This is a genomic window from Clostridium sp. CM036 (assembly GCF_055081135.1).
The window spans coordinates 2,012,839-2,027,611 of sequence record NZ_CM143652.1 but is presented as its reverse complement, the minus strand read 5'-3'; the positions used below and the strand labels follow the sequence as shown (position 1 = coordinate 2,027,611).

Here is a 14,773-nt window from a genome sequence, read left to right as displayed (position 1 = left end):
TATATTAATCGTTCCAATTGCCTAATATAGTGCTATAATATGGTTAGGAAATAATAATATGAGAATTAATGATGATTTTACAACATAAGATATGGGGGGAGTAACAATGAGAAGAAGAATATTACCTTTACTTATAGCTATTGGACTAGTTATGTCAGTAAGTAAGCCGATGTTCGCAGTGTCACTAACGCAGCAGTTAGATAATCAAAAGAAGCAGCTGCTAGAACAACAGGGTTCATATAGTTTGTCACAAAAGAATTCTGACCAATTAGAGATATCTATTGAAATGTTAGATTTAGATATTGGGAACATGAACGCAGGAATTGATAAAGCAAAAAATGAGATATATAGTACTGAGAAAAAAATAGAGAAGACTACAAAAGATATAGTAGTTGCCGAGCACAATATAAAGGGCGAGGAATCTGTATTTAATGAAAGAATGAGAGCAATGTATATGAACGGAGCAGATAGTTATTTAGAGATACTACTTGATTCTGAAGGAGTCGAAGACCTTATCTCAAGAGTAGAAAATGTTAAAAAAATTGTAGAATATGATAACAAAATTATTAAAGAATTAAATGAGAAAAAGAAAATTATTGAGGATAGAAAAAAAGCTCTTAATGATAAAAAAGTAAAAGTTCTAGCGTTAAAAGCTAATAATGAAATTAAATTGGACGAGCTTAGTGCAAAGAAAAAAGAACAAGGACTACTAGTAGTAGAAGCTAATAAACAGGAAGAATTGAATAAAAATGAGATGATAAAAATACAGGCTTCAGTAGACAGTACTACGAATCAAATAAAAGATGAAGCAGATCAAAAACGTAAATACGATATGGCAATAGATACTAAAAAAACTCAAGAAAATACCCCATCAAGAGGGCAGGTAAGTACCGCAGTGAAAAATGAAACAAATGATGAAAAAGAAATAGTTGAAGAGGTAAGCAAACCAAAACCAACCTTACCAAAACCAACTTTACCAAAACCGACTTTACCAAAACCAACTTTACCAATTGGTTCAAATGAAGTAATAGAATATGCTAAAACTTTCCTGGGAACACCATATGTGTGGGGAGCAACGGGTCCAAATTCATTTGATTGTTCAGGTTTTACTCAATATGTATATGCACATTTTGGAGTTACTACAGGTAGAGATACTTATGCTCAGATAACTCACGGATCATATGTGTCTAGAGAGAATTTACAACCAGGAGATTTGGTATTCTTTGGATCAGGAAGTCCTCACCATGTTGGTATTTATGTAGGAAATAATTCATACATACACGCACCAAGCACAGGGGATGTAGTTAAAATATCACAATTAACGAGAAGTGATTATATGTCTGCAAGAAGAGTTAGATAGCAACATGTAAAATAACATAAAATGATTCACAGAAATAATATAATAGGTTTGATTGATGATTTTTAAAACACCGTGGTTAATTTTAACCACGGTGTTTTAAAATCATTTTTCTCTGTAATCAGCAAGAAGTAAGTCGACCATTGCACCATAGCTTTTTGTTCCCGATTGTTGATTTTGAGATTTAAGATAAGTGTCGTTAATTTTATCTCCTATTTTTTCTATAGGACCGGAGTACATTTCCCAAAAAGATTGGTTGTACTTCAAGTCATTAATTACACCTGTGCTACAAGTTAAAATCAATTCTTTATATTTTTGTGAATCACTTTTTTGTAATGCATTTAATGAATAAGATAATGCTGCAAGTGTTCCAGAGTATTGAAAATCTATATACGGATGATTTATACAAGCTATATATGCAATATAGTTTGCTTCATCTTCTTTGGCAAAGCCTCTTTGATGGGCCATTTCGTGAACCGTGGTAAATGGAAGGAATGAATCAGGTTCTGCCATATTAATATTTGCTTCGTTAGTAAAAGGAAAATAAAAACCTGTAATTCCTGTATAGCACATTGGACTTGAAAGTAATATACCCTTAGGTATTCCATAGTTACCTTTTAATGCAGCATATTTAAGTGAAACTTTATCATATCCTAATTGAGCAGTTTTTAGGATATACTTTTTATTATAAGAAAGTTCCATTACACCATATTGGTTTTCGTTTGTTTTTTTTCTTAGAGAACTTGAACTATTTATAAGATGCATGCAAAGTGAAGCAAGTTCATTTGAAGATGACGAGCGGACATTTAACTGAAATATTTTATTGAGTGTAAGTCTTTGATAATTAAATCCCCATAAAAACTGGAATGAAAAATATATTAATCCGGATGCAGCAAGTATATTTAAAACAAAGTGTTTTAAAATACCTAATCTTTTATTTTCATATTTGTATAAGTCAAAAGTTGTTTTTAAAATATACAATAACGCGAAAGTTACAAAGAAAATAATTGTAAGTTCTGCAAGAGAAAATGGTAAGAAGTGGGTAATTGCACTTAAAATATTAGCAATTATTTTATAAAAAAATGATGAATAGTATTTTTCTATAAGAGTCGGAAACATTCTAGATATTTGAGTTAGGAGAATACCTAAGGGTAAAAGCAAGATTAAAAATGATGATTTCTTCTTACAGGAAAAAAACTTCAAACGAAGCACCTCCTTTATATATTTATAACTCCCATGTTTTAGTTGTTTGTATAAATTGAATGTAAATATAATTAATTATACAAAAATCTCCAAGTGAAATGTTTACTTGGAGATTTTTTATATTATTTTCTTTGTTGTAATAAGTCTCTAATTTCACTTAATAGCACTTCTTCATTTGAAATTTTGGGAGCGATAATTTTTTCGATTTCTTTCTTTTTAACAGATTGTATAGCTTTTATAAATATAAAAAGTGAAAAAGCAATTATTAAAAAGTCTATGATAGATTGAATAAATAAACCATATTTAATTGACAATGCTACTCCACCGGCTATAGATGAAGGTATATCATATTGTAAACTACTAAAATTAATTCCACCCATTAATATGCCAAGGAAGGGCATTATAATTTCATTCACTAAAGAGGTAACTATTTTAGAAAACGCCGCACCTATAACAACAGCTATTGCTAAATCTAATACACTCCCTTTAAGAGCAAATTTCTTAAATTCTTTCAACATATGTGGAACACTTCCTTTCAATGCATATACTAGAAATTTTAAAAGTATTTATATTATATCATATATTATTTATACTAAAAAAATAATTTTGAAAAATATGATTGTTATACTCATTTGCATATGACTTAGCTGAAACAATACTAAGTAATTATTTAATTACGCTTGTTGTTTTTGAACTTCTACTCCTAATCTCCACCACAATAAAAATAACTAAAGGTATTATAACTTCAAATACAAAAGAATAATATGGCAATATATTCAAAGTCCAGGATGACATTTCCATGGTACTCTCGTAAACAAAAAAAGAGAAGTTAAACATTAGAAGAGCTACAGGTGTTGCAATAAATTTGTAATCATTAAATCCAAAAACCTTGGAAATTCCATTGCAAACTGCAAAAATACATATACTTACTTTAACAAAGACGCATACTAAAAATTGAATAGCTACTGTCATTTCGAGTCTTTGAAGCAAATTACCTAGGTGAATAAGGCTTATTACCGTGGGAGAAGGGAAATATAATCTTGATAAGGTTCCACTTCCTAATACTAAAATATTTCTTAATGTTGCTAAAAATATAAGCCCTCCACCCACTAGTAAGCCTACCATAAATGTTTTTTTATAATTTCTAACTTTAGATATATTAGAAAATACCATTGTAAAAATTACGGTTTCACCAAATGGATAAGTAAAACTTGAGAAAGCACCTCTTAGAAGTGGAGCGGCACCGCTACTTAGTATTGGTTTTAATTTGCTTATATTCATTTGTGAAATTGAAAATATAGAGACAGTAAAAAATATTAGAATTACAATCCAAATGAAGAACTCAGACCATCTTCCTAAGACTTCAATACCTTCTTTTAAACACCATATAAGAAGTATAGTAAAAAAAATCATAGGAACTACCACTGGTGTATCAGGTAACGCTAAGATATCAGTAAATTCTGATAAGCTTCTAAGAGTTAAGGAGCCATCATGAAAGGCAAACCATATCATTAGTATACTTATTGTTTTCCCTATAAACTTCCCCATAACGATTTGAAGTATATCAAATAAATCTTTCCCAGGATATGAGGATAAAATTTTAGAAAACATAAGTAACAATATAATAGACCACAAAATAGCAATAATTATTGCTATCCAGGCATCTTGTTTTGCATCGCCTCCTCCAGATCCTCTTAAAAAAGAAGTTCCAATTATAAAAAGTATTATAAGTATTGTAGCTTGTCTTTCAGAAATAACTTCATTTTTCATTTATGCCTCCCATACTATTTGCTGTAATGATAAACAGTAAATAAACTAATTTGATTTGCCAAATATCGAAACTACAATATTTTTTATTTGATTCGATGGACTTGGTAACTGTACTCCTAAAGTTAGAAGAATGCTAATTATCATTGAAAATATAATCAGAGAAAAATAAAGTGCTATTTTACCAATATCTTTTTCTTTTAATAGTACGACAGTTTCAAAAAACATTACTATGATATAAAAAATTATTACAAGTAAAAACATTTATAAATTCTCCTTTGATTATTTTTCTATTGAAATAGGATTTGTTGTTGTACCACTACCCTTTATTTTCAGGTGCACGTTAACTTCAGTCTTTAGACCTATCAAAATATCTTCTCCATTATTTTTGTAAGTCTCACTTACTTTTGGTTTTTCTTTTTTGAAAATTTCTCCAAAACCTAAAACGTCGCTATGGTAATTTTTCTGTAATTTACTAATTAAAGATTGTATATTATCTTCAATTTTTTTTTCTGCTTCACTCTTAAGTATTTTTAAATTTTCCTCTTTAATAAAATCTTTAGTTCCTCCAACCTCAGATATAGTTACAACTGGGTATATATCAATTATAAGTGATGATATTCCATTGTTATAAAGGGGGGTTAATTTAGTTTTATTTTCATGTATTTCTAAGGTTATGCTGGTGCCAGAACCTGAAACATCTTTCAAAGTAATTAACCCTTGTTTTATTTTGTTCTGAATCATAAGCATGTATAGGGTTTCGTCTCCATCTATATATCCTACAAGCTTATCGGACTTAAAAATAGCAGAGCCATTTAAATTAGGAACTATAGTTCCAGCATTAAGCTCATTTTTAACTGTAGCTATTGCTTCAGACTTACCTTCTGAAGACATTGCATCGACAAATAACCATAACATTGAGTTAGGAAATTTAGAGAGTGTTTCCCATGAAGTCATGGCATCATTAAGATGAAATGAAGTTACGTTATTAAGATTAACCTTAGTTTTTAAAATTTCGGCAGCACTATCACCCTTTGCTATTAGAATCCACATATCTGATCTAAGGCTGGAGTCTCTATGGGCCCAATCGATCACCGGAATTACCCCTTCATTTGCGACTGGCTCACTTATTATTAGCACCTTTTCAGCACTCCAAAAAAGTTTTAAACCAGTTTTTTTTATCATATTTCTCACCGCATTAAATATACTGTCACCTTCGGAGCTATATAGCTCAGAACCAATGGTTGAGGAACCACCTTGACGTTGCGTGGTTATAACTTCTGTTGTAACAATATATTTATTTGTTGATATATCCTTATCTATAGCAACGCCAGCTACTATTGCTAATGTGTCTATTTCGCTATAGTTCCAGCACCCGCATAATATAATAGGACACATAGCTATAATAAAAATTATGATTACGATTTTTTTTTTCATTTGGAGTCTCTCTTTCTTAATTTTTTTTGACGCCTTTTATTTTTTGTAAATAGCTTCGGTCTTAAATACATATCCCACCAGGGAGCTCTAATTACCGTATCTTTTATATCCTGAATAGAAAAAGAAGGGATGTTAGTCATATAAGGTATACCAAAGGAACGAATAGACATCATATGAAGAACTAAACCCATTACGCCAAAAATGTAACCATATAAACCTAGGAAGGAAGATAATAATAAAAAAATTATTCGTATCTCTACTATTCCTAACACTTGAGGTAGCATAATGCTTGAAATTCCAGTTAGTGCAGTAACTATTACTATAGGGGCACTGACTAGTCTTGCGTTAACAGCAGCATCACCAAGCACTAAGGCACCTACTATACTAATTGCTCCGCCAATATGTTTAGGCATTCTAAGACCTGCTTCTTTAAGTATCTCAAATACAATCATCATGCCCATGGCTTCTACAATTGAAGGAAAAGGTAATCCTTGTCTCGCAGAATATATACTTAAAAGAAGTGGAGTTGGAATAAGTTCTTGATGGAAGGTAACAAGTGCTACATATATAGCTGAAGTACTAGTACTAATAAAAAAACATAACCATCGAAGAAATCTGACAAAGGAGGAATATAAAAAATTGTTATAATAGTCTTCATTGCTCTGAAAAACCTCAACAAAGATAGTTGGAAGAGTTAAAACAACAGGAGTTCCATCGCAGAGAACTGCAAACCTTCCTTCTAGAAGTTTACCTGCTACCACATCAGGTCTTTCTGTATTAAAAATAGTCCTAAAGGGAGAATAAGGGGCATCTTTAATTAATTCCTCTATGTAACCAGAATCTAAAATACCATCAATATCAATATTATTAAGCCGCGTCATTAGCTCTTTATGTATAGGTTCCATTGCTATACCTTTAATATAACATACACATATTTGAGTTTTAGTTTGTTCACCAATTCTCATGAATTCGAATTTTAAGTTAGGATTAATAAGCTTCCTCCTAATAAGTGTAATATTTAAATTCATTGATTCGGTAAAGCCTTCCCGAGGTCCCCTAATTATAGTTTCTGATTGAGGTTCTGAAATTGCCCTTTTTTCCCATCCTATAGTACCGATGGAAATTACTTCAGCCAAACCATCTATGAAAAGCATAGTTTTTCCGTATATAATTTCATTAATAATATTATCAACAATAGATGTTTTTTTGTTGTCTGCAGTTAAAAGTATTTTTTGCATTAAAATATCCATAATGTTACTATCATTAATCTCAGATATATCACCTAACAAAAGTGGCTTTATAATATCCTCATTAATTGTTTTCAGATTTGCCATTCCATCAATATAAACAAGCGTACACTTAGTGCTAGTAGGTTTGCCAATTGATAGATCTCTATATACGACTGTTGTGTCATTAATAAAAATGTTTTTTATCATATTAATATTTTCATCTAATGATTTTACTAGGTTTATATTTGAAAAGTCATTTGCATTCATAAATAAAACATCCTTTGTATTATAATAATTAACTACATATAGATATTTTAGCCAATTTGTAAATGATTTAATCATATACATTTTGCTCAACATCCTAAAATACTCTCTCCAAATCTGAACTTTCTTTGGTAAAAATATAAAAAAAGGACGGTTAATAACTAATTGCATGCAATTAGTTATTAACCGTCCCCATATTTTCTTGTTTTATTTGAAATATTCGCGAACGAAATCAGGTACATATGCGGTTTCAATATTTAAATAAGTAATATCATCACCGTTTTTCATATGTAGACCTAAAGCATACTGTCCTTCAACATTTTGTGAGTAGTTTGTTAGACAGGTTTCAAGCTTAGTTTTATCAGTGATTTTAAGTCTTTTTACATTGACGGTTTCATCCGAAAGATTAATTCCTCCATGGGGGTTGCTAGGGTTTCTTTTTTCTATAATAGCATAGTCTATATCTTCAGGCAAAATTCTAGCCTTAGAATAGTATCCATTTTGTTTTAACCAATTTTCAAATTCTTTATAGGATTTTTTCCAAGATAAATTTATTCTTTCATCATTTGATAATAATATATCAATACTCGCCCATGAATCTCTTGAATCTATGATGCTTTCATAAGTTTCATTTAAAGCCTCTTTTTTCAAAATATCTGTTGCTTCTTTAATTTTTGTTTGGTTTGCTATTGTTATCCCATTATTTTTATATCTTGAGTTAATTGAAATTTTATCAATGGATTTATAATCGGTGTTTAAAATACTATTATGAAATTCTTTATATTCCTTTGATTCATATATAGGTTTTAGATATTTTCCATACTCATCTTGTGGAATATTATATTGTCTTTTTATTTGCTTTCCATTTTTCAAGTTATATAGAATATCAAATTGCTTATTTGTATTTGAAGCGTACTTTAAAGTTTTTTTATCAGTTATAAGCTTACTATGCAATTTCACAATGTTATTAAGAGTTTGTATTTCATGATAAGCAGATATTGGGTTGTCCTCCTTTAAACTAGTTGTATAATAGAACCCATTATCTATAACAATGCTGTCGATATTTTCTATAGTAGGAATTCGTTTTTCATATCCAATAATATCAGAATTAATAACAAGTGCTAGTAGGGCGATAATACCTGCGTACATGAAATACCCCTTTATATTTCTAAAAATTCTTAGGGATTTAGTTATTATAATTTCTGCAATAATATATCCAATTACAGAGCCTATAACATATCCGAGTATAATAAAGCGTATATCATAGCCTCCGCTTTTAAAATACGTTCCACCTACTAGCATACAGCAGAAGGTTATGCCATATTTAAATACAGGCTGTAGATGTTTAAAAGCAACAACATTAGATGCAGCTTCTAAATTTCTTTTATGGTATGCGAATCTAGCTACAAGGTAAAGAATAATACATAAAATTATATATATAAATATTTCCATTGAAGTCATTGGTGTATTAGTTAAAAATCTTGTAATTGGAGAAAAAAATTCTATGCTATTATTTATATAGTAGTTACTGGCAATGCCATAAATAAAGAAGTCAAGATTATAACTAATTAAGGCAGTTAATCCAAGCGGTAAAAATAAAAATATATACGTAAGTATTCCCTGTGCAGTTGAAAGTCCTGTGAACATACCAACTAAAACACTTGAAAGAAAAATAACAATATTAAATAAAATTGTTAGTCCAGCCCAGAACATAACATTATTAACCGTAAAGTGAATGTTAGCAGTGTTTAAATTTAAAGATTCTTTAAGTAATAATGAAGAAAGTGCAGTGATAATTACTGGTAATACAAGAAGCAGTATTCCTATAAATATATGGTTATCATATAACTTCACCCTTTTTATAGGAAGAGCGTGAATCATATCTACAGATTTTTTGTTTTGTATGTATCTAAATAATAGTATAGCAGTTAAAACCGGTATAACTGCAGTGGACATCAATAGTATGTTATTATTAAAAATATCTTTCATTGATGAAGAATACTCTGGATGAGCGGTGTTACTAGCGTTCATCATCAATATTTTAAAAGGTACTTCAAATAATAAAAATATTGTGTAACATATGCCTATCCAGCCAAAGCGTTTTATATCATTTACGAGTACCCCTTTATTAAAGCATGATGTTTTCAATTTCATAGTTAACGGCCCCCATTTCATATATAAATATTTCTTCTAATGTAAGAGTAAGAACATCCATAATCACAGGATTAAATTTATTAAAGTAATTAATAACATCAGACTTATTTCCTCTAACAATTAGAAGAAGCACTATTCCTCTTTCTTCCTTGTGGAGTATATTAGCACCGCTAAGAAGTTCTTTTGGTACTTTATCCTTAAAGGCAATTTGTATTTTATGCACATCAGATTTTAACGCATCTAAATCTTTTTCTACTATGAGAGTTCCTTTATGAAGAATTCCTATATGGTCACAGATATCTTCTAATTCCCTTAAATTGTGGGAAGAAATAATAATAGTCATTTCTTTGTCCGCCACATCTTGGATTATTAAGTTTTTGACCTTTTGCCTCATAACTGGATCTAAGCCGTCAAGTGGTTCATCTAAAATCATAACCTTAGGCATAGTTGATAGTGCAAGCCAAAAGGCAACCTGTCTTTGCATACCTTTAGATAAACTATTTATTTTTTTATTTACATCCATATCAAATACTTTTATTAGATTTTCAAATCTTTCATTGTTCCATTTAGGATAAATATTTTTATAATAGTTAGCCATATTATCTATTGTATATTGGGAAAAGAAATAAAGGGAATCTGGTATAAATACAATTTCTGATTTGGTTAATACATTCTCAAACACATTTTCACCAGCTATTTGAACTATTCCCGTGTCCTGTTTATAGATACCTGCTAAAAGCTTTAAAAGAGTTGTTTTTCCGGCACCGTTTGAACCTACAAGGCCGTAAATAGAGCCTTTATTAACATTAAGGTTTACATTTTGTAATGCTTCTAAATCAGCAAAGGATTTAGAAACATTTTTTACTGAAATCATATTTATTCCTCCTTCTTATTAGTTTGTATTTGTGAAATTATTTTTAAAATATATTCTTTTGTCATCCCCATATACATCGCCTCAGACAGTATTTTTGTTAATTCATTTTCTATTTTCTTTAGGTTTTCAGAATCTGCTACTTTTGCGGAGGGAGTAACGAAACTGCCTTTTCCTTTTATGGAGTGAATATATCCTTGTATTTCTAGTTCCTTATACGCTTTTTGAATAGTATTGGGGTTCATAGTAAGCTCCATTGAAATAGTGCGCACTGAAGGTAGTTGCTGATTAGGCTTCAATATTTCACTAATTATAAGCTGCTTAAGCTTTTCTACTAGTTGTTCGTAAAGGGGCAGACGACTTCTTAAATCTAATTCAAACATCTTATTCCTCCTTTCTTTTTTATTTTAAATGTATAATCCTAGTGTGTCAACTGTATTATTGAACGCAATACAGATATAGTATAGAGGATAAATATTACATTGTAAAGGTGTAAATATAAAATTAAATTATTTATAATCGTATAGGATAAGTACAAAATTCATCGCGAACAATCAAAAATGTATTGTTATTCACTTATATGTATGGTAAAATACATTTATATTAACTGGTTAACGCCAGTTATTACTGAGACTAAACTAGATAACAACATATCCTCTTTTTAGAATATAATTGTTAATCGATTGTTAGATCTTAATATTTGAAAAAGGAGGAATGTTTAAAATGGCAGATAAAACTTTAGTATGTAAAGACTGTGGTAAAGATTTCGTATTCACTGAAGGCGAACAAGAATTCTACAAAGAAAAAGGATTCGACAATGAACCTCAAAGATGTGTTGATTGCAGAAGAGCAAGAAAACAACAAAATGACAGAGGATTCAGAAACTAGTAAAGAACTTACTATAAACCCTATAGGATTAAACCTATAGGGTTTGTTTTTTTTTGTAGGCAATTGGGATACTATCAGTAGTTATCCTAATTAGGAAAGGGCATTTTTTTTTATTTTTTAATTTTATTGTTCTTTGGATTATTATAAAACTTAACAATTTCCCACCAACCAGTAGAAGCAGCACCAAGGATGCAGGCTAGTATAGCGGTTTTAAAATTCAGCGCTACAGTTTTAAAAATAGGATGAGCAGCTGGAATATACACTATTGAAAATAACATCATTAAGGCTAAACTATTAATGTAAAGTCTAGCTTTGCTACCTTTTCCCTTAAAAATACTAAATAGATACTTAGTGTTGGATCTATTAACTAAGACTAAAATTACATTTCCGACTATCAGGCTCATTAAAGAAAAAGTTCTTGCATAGTCTGCACTTAGACCTGAGTCAACCATATAGTGGAAAGGTAAAAATGCTGCTAAAAACATTGTTGTACCCTGTAATAAAACTTTTTTTGTTAATGCTCTCGTTAGTAGAGGTTCATCTGGCAAGCGTGGGGGCTGATCCATTATATAATCTTCTGCTGGTTCACCTTCAAAAACTATAGAACAGGTTGGATCCAAAATTAACTCTAAAAGAACAATATGAACAGGTAGTAATATTTGTGGTAAGTTAAAAACAGGTGAAAATAACGCTAAGGCCATAATAGGAATGTGAATTATCATTATATATACCATAGCTTTACGAATGTTATCAAAAACCCTTCTTCCATCTTCTATGGAGTGAACTATAGTTGTAAAATTATCATCCATTAGAATCATATCGGCAGCTTCTTTCGCAACCTCTGTTCCTCTTTTGCCCATTGCAATACCTATATTAGCATTTTTTAGAGCTGGGGCATCGTTTACGCCATCACCAGTCATTGCAACAATTTCACCGTTCTTTTTAAGTGCCTTAACTATCTTCATTTTATGTTCTGGAATTACTCTTGAGAAAATATCACAATGCTTCACTGCCTCGCAAAGTTCATAGTCGGTCATAGCATCAATTTCATCTCCAGTAATAGCAGAGTTATTAAAATTAAGACCTATCTCATGTCCTATGGCTATAGCTGTTTTAGAATAATCTCCAGTTATCATCATTACCCTTACTCCAGCTTTTTTGCATATATTTATAGCATCCTGTACGCCTTCTTTCGGTGGATCTTGAAGTCCGATTAATCCCTTAAAACATAATCTATACTGCTCTAAATTATCTTTAAGGGTACAAGTTACTAAATCAGCCAGTACAATAACTCTTAACCCGTTGATAGCCATATCATCAATAATATTTAAAATTTTGGTTTCTTCATTTGGACTTAGATTACATAGTGGCAATATAGTTTCTGGGGAACCTTTAGCTGCTATATAATAGGTATCATTTTCTTTGTAAATGTTCGCCATTCTTTTGGTTTTAGGATCAAAAGCATATTTTTTAGCTAACTCAATATTGTAAAGCTCATTTATGTCTATTTTATCAGTGCCAGCTGCAACTATCGCTTTTTCCATAGGATCGTAGGGATCTTTTTCGCAAGCTAAAACTAAAAGCTTAGCTAAATCTTTATCCAGAAGTTTATCTGGGTCTATAAATTCATTGTTATATATAGTTTTTACCCTCATAATATTTTGTGTGATTGTTCCTGTTTTATCTACGCAAAGAACGGTGGTGGAACCTAAAGTTTCCACAGCGGGTATACTGCGAATTAAGGTGTTCTTTTTAGCTAACCTAAATGCGCCTAGGGATAAGAAGATTGTAAGTACTACGGGGAACTCTTCTGGAATAATGGCCATAGCCAAGGTTATACCTGCGAGTATACTCTCAACAAATTCACCAGTATGCATATAGGAAAAACTTATTACTATAATGCATAAAATAAAGCCAGCAATAGCTAATGTTTTTACTAAATTAGATACTTTCTTTTGAAGAGGAGAGGGTTCCTGATTTGTTTCATTTATAGCTTTTCCTATTTTTCCATATTCCGTTTCAAAGCCTATTGTCCTTACTCTAGCAGTGCATTTCCCGAAATTAGACAAAGTACCTGCATATAAATAATCCTGTTTCCAGTATTCCTTAGAGGAATCTATAGCTCCGGTGGGTAGCTTATATACAGGTTCGCTTTCTCCAGTTAGAGAAGATTCATCCACTGAAAAGTTTGATTCCTGTATTACTTCACAATCTGCTGGAATACGATCTCCTTCTGATAAAAAAATTATATCAGAAGGTACAAGTTCGCAGCTTTTAATTACTTGTTTTTTTTCATCCCTAAGGGCTATAACATGGGGTGCCGTCAAATCTTTTAAAGCATCCATAGTTTTTTCGGTTTTCCATTCCTGAACGAAGGTTATAGTAGCAACAAAAATAACAAAAATAAGCATTATACTACCTTCTCTTGGTTCACCTAAAATAAAATATAAAGTTGATGCTCCTGCTAATAATAAAAACATAGGCTCTTTGAATACACTTAAAAATTTTATTATGGGATTAGACTTTTTAACTTTCACAAGCTCATTAAAACCATATTTTTCTCTAAGAGTTTTTACCTCGATCTTACTCAAACCTTTTAATGAATTATCTTTCACTTATTACACCTCATTATCAATTAATAATACATATACTAACTACTATATGTTATGAATGTAGAAATGTTAAAGGTCTCAAAAAAAATAATATAAATATATATTATCAATTGAGAATTATATGCAGATATTAATGAGAATTAATTGTGAATAATATGCATTAATATATGTTAATTGTTAATAAACAAGTGGATAGGAGAAACGATACCTATTTTTATGATGCTGTTTTTTTGATATGCTATAACTACAGAGCTTCATAATATATCTACAGTAGTAGTAAGGTGAAAATTTTGATTAATAAGACGAAACTGTAGTGAATGATATTAAAAAAACTGGATAAAATAATACTATGGTTTATTTTATTAAATTAAAGATATAAAGTATCTGTGTGGGATATTAATAATGGTTTCTAATTGATAACAACAATTAAAAACTATTGAAAATATCATTGACATACTTTAGTTTTACGCATATTATAAAAATATAGACTAAAACTAATTGAGAATAACAATTTTATATTCTTGTTAGGTGAGGTTACTGTATAGAAATATGCTACTGCCCAGAAATGTCGAGAGACGCCAATGGGTCAGCAGGTACTACCGGATTAAGGTTTTACTTAATGTAGCTGACAACATTCATAGATAATATGAATGATTATGTTCTACGCTTTACAGTGCTAAAACTCAACGAGTGGAGAAGGTATTATTTGATTCGTATTGAATCTCTTCACTTGTTGTGGAGAGATTTTTTATTTTATGATATTTTAGAAGGAAAGTCTCCCACGTCTATAAGTGGAAGTTGCATACTATAACAAAGAAAAAACTTCAGTGGGAGTCTAAATATCCTTCTGAAGTCATTGATATTGCAGCTTCGCAGAAGATGATTTAAGGAGGTGATTGACATGGATGATGGCCCTGCGGATAGTAATTTAATAAACAAATTTAATGAATTTTATATCATTACCATAGCCAATCGCTATTTGATAGATATG

Annotated in this window: 12 protein-coding genes and 1 riboswitch; of the genes, 2 read left to right on the top strand and 10 right to left on the bottom strand. The window is 30.5% G+C overall.

Annotated elements, in window-relative coordinates; all coding sequences use genetic code 11:
- Positions 1-106 precede the first annotated feature (106 nt).
- Positions 107-1,360: a C40 family peptidase gene (locus ACWJKE_RS09480; RefSeq protein ID WP_220286462.1), complete on the top strand. Its 1,254-nt coding sequence runs from the start codon at positions 107-109 to the stop codon at positions 1,358-1,360.
- A gap of 102 nt (positions 1,361-1,462) precedes the next feature.
- Here ACWJKE_RS09480 and ACWJKE_RS09475 read toward each other — a convergent pair whose 3' ends face one another.
- The 9 genes from ACWJKE_RS09475 to ACWJKE_RS09435 form a co-directional block, all read right to left on the bottom strand.
- On the bottom strand, positions 1,463-2,560 hold the full coding sequence (locus ACWJKE_RS09475; RefSeq protein ID WP_216302694.1) for a DUF3810 domain-containing protein: 1,098 nt from the start codon (positions 2,558-2,560) through the stop codon (positions 1,463-1,465).
- Positions 2,561-2,682: 122 nt separating this feature from the next.
- The gene (mscL, locus tag ACWJKE_RS09470; RefSeq protein ID WP_216302695.1) at positions 2,683-3,078 is read right to left on the bottom strand and encodes a large-conductance mechanosensitive channel protein MscL; all 396 of its coding nucleotides are present in this window, start codon (positions 3,076-3,078) and stop codon (positions 2,683-2,685) included.
- Positions 3,079-3,226: 148 nt separating this feature from the next.
- Positions 3,227-4,330, bottom strand: a complete 1,104-nt coding sequence (locus ACWJKE_RS09465; protein ID WP_216302696.1) for a GerAB/ArcD/ProY family transporter — start codon at positions 4,328-4,330, stop codon at positions 3,227-3,229.
- 45 nt (positions 4,331-4,375) lie between these two features.
- A complete protein-coding gene (locus tag ACWJKE_RS09460; RefSeq protein ID WP_216302697.1) occupies positions 4,376-4,591 on the bottom strand; it encodes a hypothetical protein in 216 nt (71 codons plus the stop codon).
- 18 nt (positions 4,592-4,609) lie between these two features.
- Positions 4,610-5,764 carry a Ger(x)C family spore germination protein gene (locus ACWJKE_RS09455; RefSeq protein WP_216302698.1) on the bottom strand — a complete coding sequence of 385 codons (1,155 nt, stop codon included), beginning with the start codon at positions 5,762-5,764 and terminating at the stop codon, positions 4,610-4,612.
- Positions 5,761-7,341, bottom strand: coding sequence for a spore germination protein (locus ACWJKE_RS09450; protein ID WP_216302699.1), 1,581 nt, complete (start codon positions 7,339-7,341; stop codon positions 5,761-5,763). The genes ACWJKE_RS09455 and ACWJKE_RS09450 overlap by 4 nt, the downstream gene beginning before the upstream one ends.
- Before the next feature lie 123 nt (positions 7,342-7,464).
- The gene (locus tag ACWJKE_RS09445; protein WP_216302700.1) at positions 7,465-9,411 is read right to left on the bottom strand and encodes a DUF6449 domain-containing protein; all 1,947 of its coding nucleotides are present in this window, start codon (positions 9,409-9,411) and stop codon (positions 7,465-7,467) included.
- Positions 9,386-10,285, bottom strand: a complete 900-nt coding sequence (locus tag ACWJKE_RS09440; RefSeq protein WP_216302701.1) for an ABC transporter ATP-binding protein — start codon at positions 10,283-10,285, stop codon at positions 9,386-9,388. The genes ACWJKE_RS09445 and ACWJKE_RS09440 overlap by 26 nt, the downstream gene beginning before the upstream one ends.
- A gap of 2 nt (positions 10,286-10,287) precedes the next feature.
- Positions 10,288-10,665, bottom strand: coding sequence for a GntR family transcriptional regulator (locus tag ACWJKE_RS09435; RefSeq protein WP_216302702.1), 378 nt, complete (start codon positions 10,663-10,665; stop codon positions 10,288-10,290).
- 340 nt (positions 10,666-11,005) lie between these two features.
- On the opposite strand from ACWJKE_RS09435, the gene ACWJKE_RS09430 reads away from it, so the two are divergent.
- Positions 11,006-11,170 (top strand): zinc-ribbon domain-containing protein, encoded by a 165-nt coding sequence (locus tag ACWJKE_RS09430; protein WP_165413014.1) that lies wholly within the window; start codon positions 11,006-11,008, stop codon positions 11,168-11,170.
- A 110-nt stretch (positions 11,171-11,280) separates the two neighbouring features.
- Here ACWJKE_RS09430 and ACWJKE_RS09425 read toward each other — a convergent pair whose 3' ends face one another.
- On the bottom strand, positions 11,281-13,785 hold the full coding sequence (locus tag ACWJKE_RS09425; RefSeq protein WP_216302703.1) for a cation-translocating P-type ATPase: 2,505 nt from the start codon (positions 13,783-13,785) through the stop codon (positions 11,281-11,283).
- Between the two features lie 510 nt (positions 13,786-14,295).
- Positions 14,296-14,485, top strand: a riboswitch (M-box (ykoK) riboswitch).
- Positions 14,486-14,773: the final 288 nt, after the last annotated feature.

Excerpts from the sequence above, each read along its gene's own strand:
- ACWJKE_RS09480 (WP_220286462.1), top strand. The coding sequence starts at position 107 with ATGAGAAGAAGAATATTACCTTTACTTATAGCTATTGGACTAGTTATG.
- mscL (WP_216302695.1), bottom strand. The coding sequence starts at position 3,078 with ATGTTGAAAGAATTTAAGAAATTTGCTCTTAAAGGGAGTGTATTAGAT.
- ACWJKE_RS09465 (WP_216302696.1), bottom strand. The coding sequence starts at position 4,330 with ATGAAAAATGAAGTTATTTCTGAAAGACAAGCTACAATACTTATAATA.
- ACWJKE_RS09460 (WP_216302697.1), bottom strand. The coding sequence starts at position 4,591 with ATGTTTTTACTTGTAATAATTTTTTATATCATAGTAATGTTTTTTGAA.
- ACWJKE_RS09455 (WP_216302698.1), bottom strand. The coding sequence starts at position 5,764 with ATGAAAAAAAAAATCGTAATCATAATTTTTATTATAGCTATGTGTCCT.
- ACWJKE_RS09450 (WP_216302699.1), bottom strand. The coding sequence starts at position 7,341 with ATGTATATGATTAAATCATTTACAAATTGGCTAAAATATCTATATGTA.
- ACWJKE_RS09445 (WP_216302700.1), bottom strand. The coding sequence starts at position 9,411 with ATGAAATTGAAAACATCATGCTTTAATAAAGGGGTACTCGTAAATGAT.
- ACWJKE_RS09440 (WP_216302701.1), bottom strand. The coding sequence starts at position 10,285 with ATGATTTCAGTAAAAAATGTTTCTAAATCCTTTGCTGATTTAGAAGCA.
- ACWJKE_RS09435 (WP_216302702.1), bottom strand. The coding sequence starts at position 10,665 with ATGTTTGAATTAGATTTAAGAAGTCGTCTGCCCCTTTACGAACAACTA.
- ACWJKE_RS09430 (WP_165413014.1), top strand. The coding sequence starts at position 11,006 with ATGGCAGATAAAACTTTAGTATGTAAAGACTGTGGTAAAGATTTCGTA.